At 45.1% G+C, this 17,058-nt stretch carries 14 protein-coding genes; 10 read left to right on the top strand and 4 right to left on the bottom strand.

The window, feature by feature from the left end; all coding sequences use genetic code 11:
• The first annotated feature begins 122 nt into the window (after positions 1 to 122).
• Positions 123 to 902 (top strand): class I SAM-dependent methyltransferase, encoded by a 780-nt coding sequence (locus FTV25_RS09340; RefSeq protein ID WP_180003052.1) that lies wholly within the window; start codon positions 123 to 125, stop codon positions 900 to 902.
• Between the two features lie 55 nt (positions 903 to 957).
• On the opposite strand, the gene FTV25_RS09335 is transcribed toward FTV25_RS09340, so the two are convergent.
• Positions 958 to 1,767, bottom strand: a complete 810-nt coding sequence (locus FTV25_RS09335; RefSeq protein WP_004783358.1) for an inner membrane protein YpjD — start codon at positions 1,765 to 1,767, stop codon at positions 958 to 960.
• Between the two features lie 138 nt (positions 1,768 to 1,905).
• On the opposite strand from FTV25_RS09335, the gene ffh reads away from it, so the two are divergent.
• From ffh to FTV25_RS09320, 3 genes are all read left to right on the top strand, one after another.
• Positions 1,906 to 3,312 (top strand): signal recognition particle protein, encoded by a 1,407-nt coding sequence (gene ffh / locus FTV25_RS09330; RefSeq protein ID WP_004783356.1) that lies wholly within the window; start codon positions 1,906 to 1,908, stop codon positions 3,310 to 3,312.
• 159 nt (positions 3,313 to 3,471) lie between these two features.
• Positions 3,472 to 4,047 (top strand): alpha/beta hydrolase, encoded by a 576-nt coding sequence (locus FTV25_RS09325; protein WP_159123528.1) that lies wholly within the window; start codon positions 3,472 to 3,474, stop codon positions 4,045 to 4,047.
• A 133-nt stretch (positions 4,048 to 4,180) separates the two neighbouring features.
• A complete protein-coding gene (locus FTV25_RS09320) occupies positions 4,181 to 4,786 on the top strand; it encodes an alpha/beta hydrolase (RefSeq protein WP_180003050.1) in 606 nt (201 codons plus the stop codon).
• Here the strand turns inward: FTV25_RS09320 and FTV25_RS09315 are convergent.
• Both FTV25_RS09315 and FTV25_RS09310 read right to left on the bottom strand, forming a co-directional pair.
• Positions 4,740 to 5,480, bottom strand: a complete 741-nt coding sequence (locus FTV25_RS09315; RefSeq protein WP_179992864.1) for a type III pantothenate kinase — start codon at positions 5,478 to 5,480, stop codon at positions 4,740 to 4,742. The genes FTV25_RS09320 and FTV25_RS09315 overlap by 47 nt on opposite strands.
• A 14-nt stretch (positions 5,481 to 5,494) precedes the next feature.
• Positions 5,495 to 6,250: a biotin--[acetyl-CoA-carboxylase] ligase gene (locus FTV25_RS09310; RefSeq protein WP_180003048.1), complete on the bottom strand. Its 756-nt coding sequence runs from the start codon at positions 6,248 to 6,250 to the stop codon at positions 5,495 to 5,497.
• A 27-nt stretch (positions 6,251 to 6,277) separates the two neighbouring features.
• Between FTV25_RS09310 and FTV25_RS09305 the strand changes: the two genes are divergently transcribed.
• The 6 genes from FTV25_RS09305 (at position 6,278) to rlmF (ending at position 15,765) form a co-directional block, all read left to right on the top strand.
• Positions 6,278 to 7,081, top strand: coding sequence for a sulfite exporter TauE/SafE family protein (locus FTV25_RS09305; protein WP_004783347.1), 804 nt, complete (start codon positions 6,278 to 6,280; stop codon positions 7,079 to 7,081).
• 194 nt (positions 7,082 to 7,275) lie between these two features.
• Positions 7,276 to 7,971 carry a GntR family transcriptional regulator gene (locus FTV25_RS09300; protein WP_004783346.1) on the top strand — a complete coding sequence of 232 codons (696 nt, stop codon included), beginning with the start codon at positions 7,276 to 7,278 and terminating at the stop codon, positions 7,969 to 7,971.
• A gap of 11 nt (positions 7,972 to 7,982) precedes the next feature.
• Complete coding sequence (smc, locus tag FTV25_RS09295; protein ID WP_180003103.1) at positions 7,983 to 11,435, top strand: chromosome segregation protein SMC; 3,453 nt, start codon at positions 7,983 to 7,985, stop codon at positions 11,433 to 11,435.
• A 1-nt stretch (position 11,436) separates the two neighbouring features.
• Positions 11,437 to 12,432 carry a cell division protein ZipA C-terminal FtsZ-binding domain-containing protein gene (locus FTV25_RS09290; RefSeq protein WP_166136706.1) on the top strand — a complete coding sequence of 332 codons (996 nt, stop codon included), beginning with the start codon at positions 11,437 to 11,439 and terminating at the stop codon, positions 12,430 to 12,432.
• A gap of 96 nt (positions 12,433 to 12,528) precedes the next feature.
• A complete protein-coding gene (ligA, locus tag FTV25_RS09285) occupies positions 12,529 to 14,568 on the top strand; it encodes an NAD-dependent DNA ligase LigA (protein ID WP_180003046.1) in 2,040 nt (679 codons plus the stop codon).
• A gap of 222 nt (positions 14,569 to 14,790) precedes the next feature.
• The gene (gene rlmF / locus FTV25_RS09280; protein WP_180003044.1) at positions 14,791 to 15,765 is read left to right on the top strand and encodes a 23S rRNA (adenine(1618)-N(6))-methyltransferase RlmF; all 975 of its coding nucleotides are present in this window, start codon (positions 14,791 to 14,793) and stop codon (positions 15,763 to 15,765) included.
• A 120-nt stretch (positions 15,766 to 15,885) separates the two neighbouring features.
• Here rlmF and FTV25_RS09275 read toward each other — a convergent pair whose 3' ends face one another.
• Positions 15,886 to 16,953, bottom strand: a complete 1,068-nt coding sequence (locus FTV25_RS09275; RefSeq protein WP_034170652.1) for an aldehyde reductase — start codon at positions 16,951 to 16,953, stop codon at positions 15,886 to 15,888.
• Positions 16,954 to 17,058: the final 105 nt, after the last annotated feature.

The raw sequence follows: 17,058 nt of genomic DNA, 5'->3' as shown, positions 1-17,058 counted from the left end.
ATTTAGATAATTAAAATACGCTAATTTTTTAGTTTTAAAAATTATTGGAAATGAAACCAAATTCCTATTGTCGCCTTTCCGGATCGAGTTAAGCTGTTAGAAAACAGGTCAGGAAAGTGCAGATGGAAAGGCGGGAATTTAAAGACCATTTCTCCCAGCAGTCCCAAGATTATGCCTTGTTTCGCCCGCATTATCCGGACACTTTGGGGAAGATGCTGGCAAAGCTATCAACGAGTACCAAATTGGCTTTAGACGTCGGCTGTGGCTCAGGACAGTTTTCAGAGGTTTTGGCGCATTATTTTGATCAGATCATTGCCATTGATGCGAGTAGCGAACAAATCGCACAGGCCAAACCTCATCCGAAAATTCAATATCATCAGGCCTTAGCCGAAGAAATCCCATGTGTTGACCAGAGTGTAGATCTGATTTCAGTCGCGCAGGCTGCCCATTGGCTGGATCTGGACAAGTTCTATGCGGAAGTTCGCCGTATTGCAAAATCCAATGCCATTCTGGCTCTTATTAGTTATGGGGTATTCAGCATTGATGAAGAACATCTGAATCATTATTTCAGACATTTTTATGAAGTGACGATCGCACCCTATTGGGCACCTGAACGTCGCCATGTCGATGAAGGATACAAAAATCTGCCATTTCCATTTCAGGAAATTTCTGTACAGCCGCCGGTATTACAAGTCGAGTGGAACTTTTACCAACTGATAGGCTATATGAGTACTTGGTCAGCCGTAAAAGCAGCCACCCAGGCACTCGGACATAATCCGCTGAATGTACTGGCAGATGCCTTATTGCCAGAATGGGAAGACCCAGAATTGCCCCGGGTAGTGAGTTGGCCGCTATCGCTACGAGTGGGAAGGATAAATCCAGATCAAGAAAAGGATAATTAAATAAAAAGCCCAGTCTTAACTGGGCTTTAAAAATATAAAGTAGAGGTAAATCAATTTATTTGTTTAACAGCATTTCCAGCACAAATTTGGAGCCGATAAAACCGAGCGCCAGCAGGCCAAACCCAAGCAGGGTAAAACGAACTGCTTTCTGACCACGCCAGCCAAATTTCCAGTGGCCAATCAGTAATGCACCATAAACCAGCCAGGACACAATGCTAAAGGCAGTCTTATGGGCCAGATGCTGGGCAAAGAAATTATCGATGGTAAAGAAGCCAAAACCCAATGCCAGTGTCAGTAAAATGAAACCGGTCATCAGCATATCGAACAATAAAGATTCCATATCCTGATAGGAGGGCAACAGATTCACCCAAACCCGACGTTTCTGTTTTTTCTTCAGTTCACGATCCTGAAACCGCAAAATGACGGCCTGAATCGTCGCCATCAATAACACAGCATAAGCGGATAGGGACAAGATAATATGAATATCCAGGCCTAGAGAATTCTGTGCAATGACTTTCGCTGGCTGGGTGAAACTGAAACCGAGAATTAGGCCGGTTGCAGCGACGGGGATACCAATCAGGTTTAAAGCAATAATCGGCCGATAGGTACTGTAAATGATACTTAGCAGCAGCATTAGCCCTGACGTAAAGGAAAGTAAGGCAAATACATCATAATTCATCCCCATCGGGGTATACATGTCACCTGATAAAACCAAAGCATGCAGTACCAGTCCAACTAAAGCTGTTAAGCCGACAAACCATTGATTTGGAGTACGTTTAGTCATTAAATGAATGAACAGATACCAAAAAGAGGAGGTATAAGCGATTAATGCTAAGATCGTGTAAACCAAGGGTAGGCTAAGCATGTCAAACCTTTTTAAGGGTGATGAATATTCATTTATATAAATTCAGTGCGAACTACAGTATCCTATAGCATTCTATGCATAAATTTTCTATTTTAAGAAACAATTTTTTGCTACTGGCTATTTTAAGCGGATTTTGCAATGTTTGATACCTTAACAGAACGACTCACGCAGAGTTTAAGAAATGTTACTGGCTCAGGGCAGCTAACCGAAGACAATATTAAAGATACGTTACGTGAAGTACGTATGGCACTTCTTGAAGCCGACGTTGCGTTACCTGTAACTCGTGAATTTATCGCGAAAGTTAAGGAAGAAGCATTAGGCCAGGAAGTGATGACTCAGTTATCACCAGGGCAAGCCTTCGTCAAAATCGTCTATGACGAATTGACCAAAATGATGGGCGAGGCTAATGAAAGCCTTGACCTTGCAGCAAAACCACCGGTGGTGGTACTGCTTGCCGGTTTGCAGGGTGCGGGTAAAACCACGACTGCAGCCAAACTTGCGCGCTTCCTGCAAGAGCGTCAAAAGAAAAAAGTAGCTATGGTGTCTGCCGACGTTTATCGTCCGGCTGCGATCAAGCAGTTACAGACAGTGGCTGGCGAAGTTGGCGCGATTTTCCTTGAATCGAGTGCTACTGAAAAACCGATCAGCATCGTTAATCGTGCAATTGAACAGGCAAAAATCCAGTTTGCCGATGTACTGATTGTCGATACTGCAGGTCGTCTGCATATCGATGACGATATGATGGAAGAGATTAAAGAGCTGCATGCAGCGATTAATCCGACTGAAACCCTGTTCGTGGTCGATGCCATGACCGGTCAGGATGCGGCAAATACAGCCAAAGCATTTAACGATGCACTTCCTTTGACGGGTGTGATCCTGACTAAAACTGATGGTGATGCGCGCGGTGGTGCAGCACTGTCTGTTCGTGCGATTACTGGCAAGCCAATCAAGTTCCTCGGTATGGGCGAAAAACTGGATGCGCTTGAGCCATTCCATCCGGAACGTGTGGCACAGCGTATTCTGGGCATGGGTGACGTGCTTTCTTTGGTCGAAGAAGTTGAACGCAAAATCGACAAAGAAAAAGCCGAGAAAATGGCGAAGAAATTGCAGAAAGGCGGTAGCTTCAACTTTGAAGATATGCTGATGCAATTCGAGCAGATGAACAAGATGGGCGGCATGATGGGCTTCCTGGACAAACTTCCAGGCATGAGCAATTCTGGTATTCAAGATGCGATTGCGCAGGCGAATCCTGAAAAGCAAGTGAAGAAAATGGAAGCGATTATCCAGTCGATGACCATCAAGGAACGTCGTAACCCTGACCTGATGAATCCAAGCCGTAAAAAGCGTATTGCAGCAGGTTGTGGTATGGAAGTATCAGAAGTCAACAAGCTGATCAAACAGCATGCGCAAATGGCGAAGATGATGAAGAAATTTGCCAATCCGTCGGGTATGGCAAAAATGATGAAATCACTGAGCGGTCTGCAAAAACAGTTTGGTGGCGGCGGTGGCATGGGTCCACTGTTCGGCGGGAACGACAAAAAATAAATGTTTTAAGTAAGAAAGGCGCGTATAGCGCCTTTTTTATTGTCTGTATTTTCTTTTATATCTGGTTTAAACAAAACAACATTTGCTTACCCAAATTTCCAGAAAAATCAGGCAGACTCGAAAACATTCGAAATAAAATAATATAGAAGGATGTATCTAATGACTCAAGTGATTGTGGTGCATGGCTATACCGCAAGTCCTGAAGAAAACTGGTTTCCATGGATTCAGGAAAAAGCCCAGCAGGAACATGTCAGCTTGAAAGTACTCAGACTTGACCCGTCAACTACGCCAAAACTGGAGGTCTGGGAACAGCAAATGCGTGAACAGATTGACGGGATTGACGAAAACAGTATTTTTATTGCGCATAGTCTGGGATGTCTGGCTGCATTACATTATTTAAGTCGCGAATTAAAAAATCAGAGAATCAAACAACTGGTATTAGTGGCCGGTTTCAATGGCCGACTGGGACGTCTGGAAGAAGTTAATCCGTTCATTGACGCTGCTGAAGTAGATTTTGATTTACTAAAACGTCAGATTGATGAACGTGTAGTGATTTATTCGGAAGGTGATGATCGGGTTCAGCCTGACTTCAGTCTGGAGCAAGCGGAAAGTCTGGATGCAATCGTAGTCTGTGCCGAACATCAAGGGCATTTCATTAATTCGCAGGGTTGTACTGAACTGCCGGAAGTCTGGCGAGTGATTCAGCCTTATCTGATTCAATCTTCCACTGAATAGGGAGGATGATGAACAGATCGGTTCAATGATGACAGGATGAAATTAAATAAGGAATATTGAATTTCATCCGCTAATAATTAAAAACTTAACTTTTGTCGGAGCATTTTGCTCTCAATATAATAAGTACAATGCTATGAAAAATATAACGAAGAAAGTCTATATCGTGCCTGACTATCAGGCGACCTCAAATGACCACTGGTATCCGTGGTTGAGTCGGCAGATCAAAGACGCAGGGTTCGAGGCCAAACGGATCATGCTGGCCAATCCTTTTCAACCTGATCTGGAAGAATGGCAGCACAACCTGAAACTGCAGATTTCGCCTCTGGATGAGCATAGTTTCATTGTTGCGCATGGCTTGGGTGGCTTAAGTGCTCTAAAGTTTCTCGAAGATCACTATAGCCGTACGCAATTGAAAATTGGCGGACTCATGTTAGTCGCAGCTTTTGATACACCACTGGTGGCCTGGTCGGAACTGAACAAAATGGTGCAGGCAGTAAAGTTAGATCTGAACAATCTATCACATGGTGCCAAACGCTTTGTAATGCTGCTTTCCAGCAATGATCCTTATGTGCCTGCACCGATTTCGTTGCGTTTGGGCCATAGCCTGAATGCACAGATTTTTGAAATCAAAAATGCAGGGCATTTTAACAAGCTAGATGGCTATGCAGATTTTTCAAAGTTGCTCGAGCTGCTCAAACTGTGTTTGGCAAATGATCTGCAAAATGCTGCAGGCCTTTAAGCAATAAATCTGGTTCAATAATAGGCTGAAACCGTTCGAGATGCTGGGCAAACAGCGCAGCATCTCCACCAGTCAGGATCAGCTGCGCCGGAAAATCTTGCAGTACTTTTTCAATGGTGCTGAGCAGACCGAATAAAATGCCATGATGCACGGCGTCAATGGTATTGCGCCCAGGACTGAGTTCCTCGAAAGCTGCATCCGGGATTTTAATGCCTTTGGTATTCTGGATCAGGGAATCGCGTTGTAAATACAGATTCGGCAGGATATAACCGCCGAGATGTTTCTGACCTTGGGCTAGATCAATGGTCAGGGCAGTCCCGCAGCTGATGACACAGTAATTTTGCTCGGTCGACTTGGCAACGGCCAGCACCTGCAACCAGCGGTCAATCCCAAGCTGGGAAGGATCATCATAGCCACAGATCAAACCGGCATAGCGTGCCTGTACCTTGGCAAAAACTACAGGAATGTTCAGGCAGGTCAGAATCGATTGAATTCGGGTATTATTTGCTTTGTCCAGCACGGAAGAAATCCCGACCTGATGCAAGCCCAAACTCTTAAAATGCTGAATCAGACCAAGAAGTAAGTCAGCAGGGGATTGCAAATGCATTTCCGCGGCATGCTCAATGATCTGGTTCTGCTCCGTAATCCAGTACTTGAGTCGTGTATTGCCGATATCCAACCATAGTTTTTTCATTGAATGATGCCTGTTCAGCCACCGTTTTTAAGACGGAGTTGCCCCTGATAAAATGTCTGCGTACCTGCATCCGTTTCGATAATGACCGCACCATCGTCCTGAATGCCGAGGAAAGTTCCGGAATATTGGCCTTGAATATCGGTAAATTCAACTGTTTGCTGGAAAAATGCAGCATATTGGTTAAACCGTGCCGGCAGATTCTGACTGCCATAATTAAACCATTCCCCCGCTTGCTGAATAGCCAGATACAACTCGGCAATCAGATCTACACGTGAAGCATGTGGTAGTCCCAATTCAGTCAGAGAAGTCACCTGCTGGTCTGGAACGATTTCCGTGAGTGGACTGACATTGATCCCGACACCGACTACGACCTGTTGGGTCGAAATCGGTTCAATCAGAATGCCGCCCCATTTCCCCTGCAGGCTGTACAGGTCATTGGGCCATTTTACCTGCAAGTCCAGGCTTTTTAGACTTGGCATTTGCAGGATATTTAATGCAATTTCCAGCGCCAGACGACCATCGATTGCTTTTTGTGTATGCAGCAATGTGCTTAAATAGATGTTCCCCTCAGGAGAAATCCACTGACGTTGACGCTGTCCACGTCCCTGGGTTTGCACGCGGCTACACACTAGTACCTGTTGTACCCCTTTGGTTGCCAGTTCCCGGACATCGTCATTGGTCGATGTGGTGATCGGCTTGATCAGCAACACTTCAGGGAGTTGGCCTGCTTGACTTAAACGTTGCTGCAGTTCGCGAGTTTCTACATCCATTTGAATCTAAACGTGGTAAATGTCGTTATGGAGTTAATCATATATTTATTGATTGGTGCAATTGCAGGATTTGCCGCAGGCCTGTTTGGCGTTGGTGGTGGTCTGATTATCGTGCCAATTCTGTACATTGTTTTTACCCAGCTCCAGTACGATCCAAGCGTGATTATGCATATGGCAGTCGGAACTTCTCTGGCCACAATTATTGTGACCTCAATCAGTTCGGTGATGGCACATCATCAGAGAGGGGCAGTGTTATGGGATGTAGTGCGTAATCTGGCACCCGGCCTGGTCATTGGCTCATTCTTGGGAGCTGGAATTGCAGATTATTTATCGGGCCAAGGCCTGCAATTGCTGATTGGCTTCTTTGCAGTCTGGATTGCATTCAGAATGTTTAGAGGCGCGCATTATCAGGTTGATCCGAATCAGAAATTGCCTTCAGCCGCATTACAGTTGGCAGCGGGTGGTGGCATTGGCGTGGCATCGGCCATATTCGGGATTGGTGGCGGCAGTTTGACTGTGCCTTTCCTGAATCGTTGTGGTGTCGTCATCCAGAAAGCAGTAGCCACTTCTGCTGCCTGCGGTTTGCCGATCGCAGTGGCTGGTGCCTTAGGTTTCATCTGGTTTGGTCAGAAAGCTGAAGTCGAAGTACCAAATACGATTGGTTATATTCATATTTATGCGTTTATTGGTATTAGTGTGATGAGTTTTATCACTGCAAAATTTGGTGCAAAAGTGGCGCATTTATTATCACCAGTTCTATTAAAAAAATGTTTTGCGGCCTTATTGACTACAGTTGGTCTGTATTTTATCTATCAAGGCTTTACTGCCTGAACTACTCATTTTTTATCAGCTAAATTTTTTGAGGAGAATAGGTCACTATTCTCCTTTTTCTTTGACTGGGTTGGCTGTATAGACACAAGATTGTCTGACAATGTCAAAGTATTTTCTGCAAAAAAGCCGTTTAATAACTGAAAAGTCATCCAGAATGACTGCACTTGCATCAATAAAAATAAGACAGGAACAGTATGCAACAACAAGAAGCACACAGTTTGTCTGAACAGATTGCCAAGCATATCAGTGAACAGATTATCCGGGGTGAACTGGTTGAAGGCGAACGCATCCAGGAACTCAGAATTGCATCGGAACTTGACGTCAGTCGGGGATCAGTCCGTGAAGCCTTGCTCTTGCTTGAACGTACCCAGCTGATTGAAATCTTCCCGCGTCGTGGCGCCATTGTTTCGGAAATGTCGGCCATGCAGGTTCGTGCCCTGTTTGACCTGACCTCTTTATTGCTGGGGCAGATGGTACATCGCATGGCAGAGACCTGGCGCAGTCATGAGGCAGAGCGCATTCAGCTATTATTAGAACAATTGGAAGCCGAAACCCGCCAAGGCCATATCGAAAAGTTTTATGATTTGATCTTTCAGGGAATGGCCCAGCAACAGGAGATGGTCGGTAATCTTTACCTGATGCGCTACTATCAGGAACTGCTGCCATCTTTACGCCGTAGCTATTTTCTGACCCTGAATATTTCAAGACGTGAGCTACAGGAATCTTTTGAATTATTTAAACTGGTGACGGAAGCGATTTTAATTCGTAAATCCCATCAGGCGACGTTATTTATGGAAGATTTTTGTCGACACTTGCGCAACCTTGTGTTGGAATCTCTGATACGGATGAAACAAATTGAACTCGCGTGGGCCAGACGCTCACGACGTTAAATCAGGACACTATGCGTTTAAGCAGTTTAAAACTTTCAGGCTTCAAATCTTTTGCTGACAGTACTACCTTACACTTCAAGGATAACCGGACTGCAGTGGTGGGACCCAATGGTTGTGGTAAATCAAATGTGATTGATGCCATACGCTGGGTGATGGGTGAGTCCAGTGCGCGCCAACTACGTGGTGGCAGCATGCAGGATGTGATTTTTACCGGAACAGCCAAGCGCAAACCGGTGGGCATCGCCAGTGTAGAACTGCGTTTTGATAATACTTATGGCAAGCTGGGCGGTGCGTATAATGCCTATAATGAGCTGGCAGTGCGTCGTCAGGTCAACCGTGATGGCAAGTCTGAATATTTCCTGAATGGCACTAAATGCCGACGTCGTGATATTACCGATATTTTCTTGGGAACCGGTCTGGGGCCGCGTTCTTATGCAATTATTGAACAGGGCATGATTAACCGTCTGGTAGATGCCAAGCCGGAAGAAATGCGGGTTTTTATTGAAGAAGCTGCCGGGGTTTCCCGTTATCAGGCACGTCGCCGCGAGACCATGCTGCATCTGGATCACACGACGCAGAACCTGTCGCGTCTGGAAGATATTGCCTCTGAACTCAAGTCTCAGCTTAAAACCTTGAAACGTCAGTCAGAAACTGCCATTCAATATAAGGAACTGGAAGGCCAGATCCGTACCATCAAGATTGAAATCCTGTCGTTCCAGTGTGAGCAGAGCCAGCGTCTGCAAGAAGAATATACTGTGCAGATGAATACGCTGGGCGAGAATTTTAAGCTGGTACGTTCTGAATTGACTACTGTTGAGCATGATCTGGGAGCGACCAGTGAACTGTTCCAGCGCTTGATTCAACAGTCCACACCGCTACAAACTGAATGGCAACAGGCTGAGAAAAAGCTCAGCGAACTGGAAATGACCCTGCAGCAAAAGCAGTCCTTATTGCAGCAGAACTCAAGCAGTCTGGTGAAGCTGGAAGAACAAAAAGCACAAACCAAAGAACGTTTACAGCTGATTGAATTGCAACTGGACACCCTGCATCAACAACTCGAAGATCAGACTGCACAATTGCAGCAGCAGGAAGGTCAAAGTCAGGAACAAAACCAGGGTCTGACTGATCTGAAATCCCAGCAAGGCAAAATTGCTGCCCAGTTTGCTCAAATTAAAACCCAGGTTGAGCAACAGCAACAACGTAAACAGCAAATGCTGGCGCAAAGTGAACAGCTGGCTAAAAATATTGTCCGGATTGAACAGCAAAAAGAAACCTTGCAACAGCAGGCAGCACAAATTCAGCAGCAGGCGCAGCAAGATGAGCTGGAACAGTATCAGGCTGATAGAGCTGAAACTGAACAGCAAATCACTGGCTTTGAGACTCAGCTCAAAACACTGAAAACTGAGCTTGAGCAGCTACAGGCAGAACAGGCAGGTCAGCAGCAATTGCTCATACAGATGAAATCAGAAATTCAGGTACTGCATTCAGAACGGAAAAACCTGAGCCAGTTACTGACCAAAGCCAATCCAAACGCCAAAGCGGATGCGGTGCAGTTGATGCAGGTGTTGAAGCTGAATCCACAGGCCAAAGCTCATGCCAGCCTGATTGAAAAGTTCCTGGCGAAATGGCTTTCTGCGCAAGTATTAGAAGAAACTGAGCATTTTTTGGAAAATAGTGCACGCCAGCTCAAAGCTCAGACGACACAGGATAATATTCAGCTTGATGGGCTCCCTTGTTTAGCAGACTGGATTGAAGCGCCTCAATATTCGCTCTGGCAACAGGTGGCCGTAGCTGAGAACTTTAAACAGGCACTTGGTTTACAAACTCAGCTGAGAACAGGCCAGTCGATCTTAAGTCTGGATGGCTATCATGTCGGCCCCGACTGGATGATTGCACTGGATTATGATGAAGCCAGTCAGGCGGGACAAGGGGCACTGAGTCATCGTATCCGTCTGGATGAAATTGAGCAGCAACTGGCTCAGCTTGAACCGAAATTCGCAGATCTAGAGCAACAGCTTCCTGAGTTAAATGCTCAAGTGAAAGCTTTACAGAGCCAGATTCAGAGCATCAATGAGCAGCAGAAGCAGGCACAAAAGCAGTTACAACAGCTTGATCTGAATATTGCTAAAGTCCAGAGTGCGACACAGGCCTTTGCAGTACAGAAACAGCAATTGCAGAACCAGTTACAGCAACTGGATGAGCAGCTGGAAGAAGATGCGATGCAGAAAGATGATCTGGAAATTGATCTGCATGCACTGAATCTGAAACTGGAACAGGCACTGCCCAATTACAAGACCTTGCAATTTCAGTTGGAAGAACTCAATGCTCAACTTGAAGACTCACAGCTAGTCACTCAGCAGGCGCAGCAGGAATTAGAAGTACTGCGCCGTCAAACAGTACAAAGCCAGCAGCAGGCTGAACTGCTGGAAAAAGACCAGCTGTTTTTAAAAGAACAATATCAGCAGATTATTGCGCAAATAGAACAGGCTAAAAAGTTTGTTGATCCGGTACAGCTGGAATTGCCAGCTTTACAGAGCCAGTTTAATGAACAGGCTCTGATTACGGAAAAACTGCAAAAGACCTGGGCAGACTGGCAGATCGAGCTGAATCAGATCCAAAGCAAGCAGCAGCACCTGACTGAGCAGCGCCATACTTTCCAGCAGCAAGATGAACAATTGCGTACTGAACTCGAAGCCAAACGTCTGGCTTGGCAAGCTGCCAAATCTGATTTACAGCATTATTCAGAACAACTGAAAGAACTGAATAGTGAAGTAGTTTCAGGGCTGAATATTGATGTAAAAGTACATCAGGCCAAACTGGAAAAAGCACAGGCTCAATTCGATAAACTGGGTGCAGTGAATCTGGCAGCTTCTGAAGAGTATGAAGAAGTTTCGAAACGCTATGATGAACTCAACCATCAGATTCAGGATCTGGAAAATACCGTTGAACAGCTGCAGGCAGCAATGAAAAGTATTGATCAGGAAACCCGCAAGCTGTTTATGAATACTTTCGATCAGGTCAATGCCGAGCTGCAAAACCTGTTCCCGAAAGTATTTGAGGGTGGTGAGGCGAGTTTAAGTCTTGAAGATGGATGGCAATCGGGTGTAAAACTGATGGCTCGCCCACCGGGCAAGCGCAACAGTTCACTGGCATTACTTTCTGGTGGTGAAAAAGCTTTAACCGCATTAGCACTGGTCTTTGCAATTTTCCGCTTAAATCCGGCACCATTCTGTGTATTGGACGAAGTCGATGCACCGCTGGACGATGCCAATGTGGGACGTTTTTGTAATTTAGTCAAAGAGCTTTCTGAACAAGTGCAATTTATTTATATTACCCATAACAAACTTGCAATGATGATGGCGACTGATCTTTTAGGTGTAACCATGCCTGAACCGGGAACCTCAAAATTAGTGACAGTAAATTTGGAACAGGCAAAAGAATACGGCTTAGCTGCGGAGGTATAACATGGAAATCACCACAATTATCGGGATTGTTATTGCAATTGTGATTATGCTATTCGGCATAAGACTGATCTTGAAAAAACCTGCGGAGGCTGTACCGTCACTGGATGCGGATCTTCATATTGATCCTGACAGCCAGACTCCGGTTATTCCAAGGCATGTACGATCTCAACTGTCTAAAACAGAAAGTCCGGCAGCTACACGTGTTGAACCGAGCCTGAATGAAGAAGCAGTAGACAACATTGCACCTGTGGCAGAACAAAAAGAAGCAGCCAAAGTAGAGCCAACTTTGACTGAAACCGTCCAGCCCGAAACCAAAGCAGCAAGTCCGCTCGATACACAGGTGGTTGCAGAGGAAGCAGCCAAAACAGAAGAAAACACTACGTCAGCTGAACAAGAAAGCAAGCCTGAAACAGTAGAAGTAGCAGAAACAGCAAAAGAGCCTAAAGCCGCCGAATTTAGCCTGAATAGCAATATTGAGAAAGCTGAAATTTCTGACTTCAATGATGAAAGCAGTATTCTGGATGCACATCTACATGAGCAAAAAATTGTGGATGAAGAATGTTCGCTGGCTAATGCTGAAACGATTATTTCATTGCATGTTTATCCCCAAGGCCGAGCTCTTTCAGGCGAGAAAACTTTAAAAGTTTTACTGAAATATGGTCTGCGTTATGGTGAGCTGGCATGTTTCCATCGTTATAGTGAAGATGGCTCGAAACTGCTATTTTCAGTATTACGTATGGCAGATACCGGTATGGAAGGTTTTGACTTAGAAACTCTGTCGACTGAAGAAGTGAAAGGTCTGGCGTTCTTCCTGGCTTTACCGCATAGCGATGTACAGAATGCCTTCGATACTATGGACAGCATTTCACGTCTGATTGCGCGTGAAGTGGATGGTCTGGTTTATGATCAGAACCAGCAGGAAATGACCCCACAATTACGTGAATTCTGGCGTCATCAGGCGATTGATTATCGTGCTGGACAGACTGCAGAAGTTTAATATTCCAATATTGAATCTGCAGAATCCGATTTTTATAATAGCGAAAAGCTGAATATTGTATAGGGCGGATTTTCCGCCCTTTTTTATGGTGAAATTATGACCCAAGATGCCACTGTCATTGCGCAAATGCGTCAATTGATTCAACTGATTGCCAAGCATAATCATGCTTATTATGTGATGGATCAACCTACGATTGAAGACAGTGAATATGATCAGCTCTTTCATCAGCTCAAAGCTTTAGAAGAACAATATCCACATTTACAGCAGCCAGACACACCGACAGTCAAAGTAGGTGGTCAGGCACTTTCCAAATTTCTGACCGTAACGCATGCGGTGCCAATGCTGTCTTTGGGCAACGTGTTTAATCAGGATGACCTTTTTGCTTTTGCGCGCCGTATTGAAGAACGCTTACCCAATCAAAAGATTGAATACGATGTTGAGCTGAAATTTGACGGTCTGGCAATTTCCCTCTGGTATGAACATGGCGTACTGGTTCGTGGTGTTACCCGTGGTGATGGGGAAACTGGCGAAGATATTACCCAGAATGTCAAAACCATCCGTAACCTGCCGAAATTCCTGTCTCCAGTGAATGGCGTGATTCCAGAATTACTGGAAGTGCGTGGCGAAGTGCTAATGCCGAAATCCGGCTTTGAACGCCTGAATGCGGCCAATGCAGCGAAAGGTGAAAAAACCTTTGCCAATCCACGTAACGCCGCGGCCGGCAGTTTACGCCAGCTTGATCCGAATATTGCAGCTTCTCGACCTTTGGCTTTTTATGCTTATGGAATTGCCCAGTGTGTTCCTCATCATGGTCAAACCACAATGTCAGGCAGTCTGGAATGGCTACAGCAGTTTGGCTTTGCTGTTGGTGAGCGCCATTTTATCTGCAGTAGCATCCAGGAAGTGCAAAAAGTTTACGAGCAGATCATTGAAGAACGTTCAAAGCTTAGTGTCGAAATCGATGGTATGGTCATTAAGGTCAATGACCTTAAACAGCAACAAAAACTGGGTTTCTTGAGCCGTGAACCACGTTGGGCAACGGCTTATAAATTCCCAGCAGTGGCTGCATTGACCACTGTTGAAAATATTGACTGGCAAGTGGGTCGTACCGGGACTCTAACGCCTGTAGCACGGTTGAATCCGGTTGCAGTGGGTGGTGTAACCGTTTCCAATGTAACGCTGCATAATATTGGTGAAATTCACCGTCTGGATGTAAGAATTGGGGATACCGTCAGTGTCTATCGTAGTGGTGACGTGATTCCTAAGGTAGAAAAAGTCTGGCCAGAATTCCGTCCTGCCAATGCGGTAGAAGTGCATTTACCTGAGAATTGTCCGGTGTGCGGTTCTCCAGTCGTTATGCCGGAAGGTGAGGCCTTGGCACGTTGTTCAGGTGAACTGTATTGTGCAGCGCAGCGCATTGAGACCATCCGTCACTTTGTTTCACGTAAGGCCATGGATATCGAAGGTTTGGGCGATCGCTGGGTGGAGTCACTGTTACATCTCAATCTTTTGAAAGATGTGTCGGATATTTATCACTTGCATGAGCATCGTGAGCAATTACTGCAAATCGAAAAAATGGGTGAAAAGTCCGTTCAAAATCTCATTGATTCGATTGAGAACAGCAAGAAAACTACATTGGCAGCTTTTATTTATGCGCTCGGGATTCGTGGCGTAGGTGAAACGACAGCACGTATGCTGGCCAATACTTTCCAGACTCTCGACGCTTTACGTAGTGCTGATGTAGACGCTTTAAAGAAAACACCGGATGTTGGTGATATTACAGCAGAGTGGATTGTTGATTTCTTCCAGGCACCGCATAATCTGGAAGTATTGGATCGCTTGTTGGCTGCCGGTATTCATTGGGATGCGCCAATTGCACCAACGCGCCAACCACTGAATGGCGAAAGCTGGGTAGTGACTGGAACTTTAAGCTCTATGGGACGTGATGAAGCGACGCAATTACTGCAGGCCTTAGGTGCACGGGTCAGTGGCAGTGTCTCTAGCAAGACCAAATGCGTGGTGGTGGGTGAAAAAGCCGGTTCTAAGCTCGATAAAGCAGAAAAACTCGGTGTGCCCGTGATCAATGAAGCGCAATTTATTGCTTTGATGAAGGAGCATGGGCAAATCGAAGAATAATTAGCTCTAAACAATGACTCAAATAAAAAAGACACCCAGGATGATGAATCTTAAGGTGTCTTTTTTATTGCTAGTTCAAAACTATAGGTGAATGAGAGGGGAGGATAGACAAATACAAGGACGGGTTCGGTAATGTAAGTTGAATTCACGTACAATAGATTCATTTGCAGGTATAGATCCTGCCTGATTGATTCTGTTCTCCCTTTGATGATTGGCATACACATGGCGCAAGCAAAGAAATCTTTTCCGCAACAAAAATCGCAATTACATGCACGAAATCTGCATCGCAGTCGTTATGATTTTCCTCAGCTGATCAAGACTTGTCCGGAACTTGCGCCTTTTGTCAGCCCGAATCAATATAACGATCTTTCAGTCAATTTTTCTGATCCACTGGCTGTGAAAATGCTCAATAAAGCATTGCTCAAGCATTTTTACGGCATTCAATATTGGGATATTCCTCAAGATTATCTTTGCCCACCGATTCCGGGTAGAGCCGACTATATTCACTATTTGGCTGACCTGTTAAGTCTCAATAATAACGGTCAGATTCCAACAGGACACGCCGTTCACGTATTAGATATTGGGGTAGGGGCGAACTGTATTTATCCGATCATTGGGCATCGTAGTTATGGTTGGAAATTTGTCGGCTCAGACATTCATTCGGCATCGGTTAAAAGCGCTCAATTTATCGTGGAGGCAAATCCGAATCTCAGGAAGGGGATTCAGATTCGATTGCAGAAGACACCGAGCAATATCTTCAAAGGTGTGATTAAACCTTCAGATCGTTTTGATTTGACCCTGTGTAACCCACCATTTCATGCTTCGCAAGATGAGGCAAATGCCACAGCAACGCAAAAATTACGCAAACTTGGCAAACCGGTTGATCGCTCTAAGGTGGTGTTAAACTTTGGCGGACAAAAGAACGAGCTGTGGTGTGACGGTGGAGAAGAACGCTTTGTTTGCCAGATGGTACAAGAGAGCACACAGTTTGCTGAGCAATGTCTTTGGTTTAGTACACTGGTTTCTAAGAAAACCACATTGCCTATGCTGTTAAATACCTTGCGTAAGTGCGGTGCAGTGGATGTAAAAACTATTAAAATGACGCAGGGGCAAAAAGAGAGTCGTTATGTGGCTTGGACTTTTCTAGATACAAAGCAACAGCAAGCGTGGAAAAATGCGCGTTGGACTTCTGCTTAGCTTGTTTTTATGCAGGAATAGTGAGCTTGTGGGCGCATAAGTCGGTGTAGTAGCTCAAATTTAATCTGACAGACACCATAAAAAATCGGTCACTGTCAGATCAGGTTTGAGCTCGTACAATTAAGGAATATATTTCTTCACCACACCATCATCCAGCAATTGCTGGAAATGTTCGACCAAGCTTTCTTTCACTGGACGATATTCCAGACCGAGTTCATCCTTACTTTTTTGGGCATTAAAGAAAATTGGATAACCCATATTGAGTTCAACAAATTTACGGCTAAAGCCTGCCAGAGGACCAAAAATCTTGAAGGCCGTTTTTGGCAACTGGTTGCGCGGAAACGGGAATTTTGGACCAAATGCTTCACGCAGGATTTTACCCATTTCTAGCAGGCTCAAAGTCTCACTACAGATAATATAACGGCCATGCGCTTCCGGATTAAAGGCGGCACGGATATGGGCTTCCGCAACATCTTGAACATCCACCACACCATTCCACATCGGTGGAACACCCAGCAAGGTCATGCCATTGGCAAACTGTTGCAGAACTTCCACACTGCCTGATTGAGTATTAGGCGTTAAGGACTCCCCAAAGACCAGTGCCGGATTGATACAGATCAGGTCCCAGCGATCCTGCGCTTCCGCCATTTCCCAAGCTTTGCGTTCTGCCATGACTTTGGAATATGGATAAGGCTGATGGGTTTCTGAACTGGTGGTATTCCAGTGAGATTCATCAAAACTGGTGTGCTCGGTTTGCAAAATATCAATCGCATCGCCATACGTTGAGGCAATACTTGAGGTGACAATCACACGTTTGACAGATTCAGTTTTATTGACGCTATTCAGCACATTTTGCGTACCCAGAATTGCCGGTTCAATAATGTCTTTGAGAGCATCTTTATAATTGGTGACCACAAAAGGCGAGGCCATATGAAAGACAATTTCACAACCTTCCATGGCCGCATCAAAAGAACCGGGCTTGAGCAGGTTGGCTTCAAACAGCTTTAAGGTCCCCGGGCTGCTGTCTGCAATTTGTTCAAGGTGTGTATAACTCTGAGTTTTATTCAGATCGCGTACAGTGGCATGTACGGTATAACCTTGTTTTAAAAGTTTCTGGATCACCCAACTGGCGATATAGCCAGATGCGCCGGTGACCAGAACAGGTGCTGTGCTATGTTGTAATGTCATATTTAAACCGTTGTTGTTTTAACTTCTTTCATCGTAGGCACAATTATGCATGAACCAGGCCAAACAGGTGAGTCCAAGATAAAAATAAGCAACAAGATAAGTGCT

Origin of the sequence: Acinetobacter sp. YH12249, assembly GCF_013417475.1 — a bacterium.
Classification (GTDB): Bacteria; Pseudomonadota; Gammaproteobacteria; order Pseudomonadales; family Moraxellaceae; genus Acinetobacter.
Note: the sequence above shows the minus strand (reverse complement) of the source record. Positions and strands in the feature narration are given on the sequence as shown.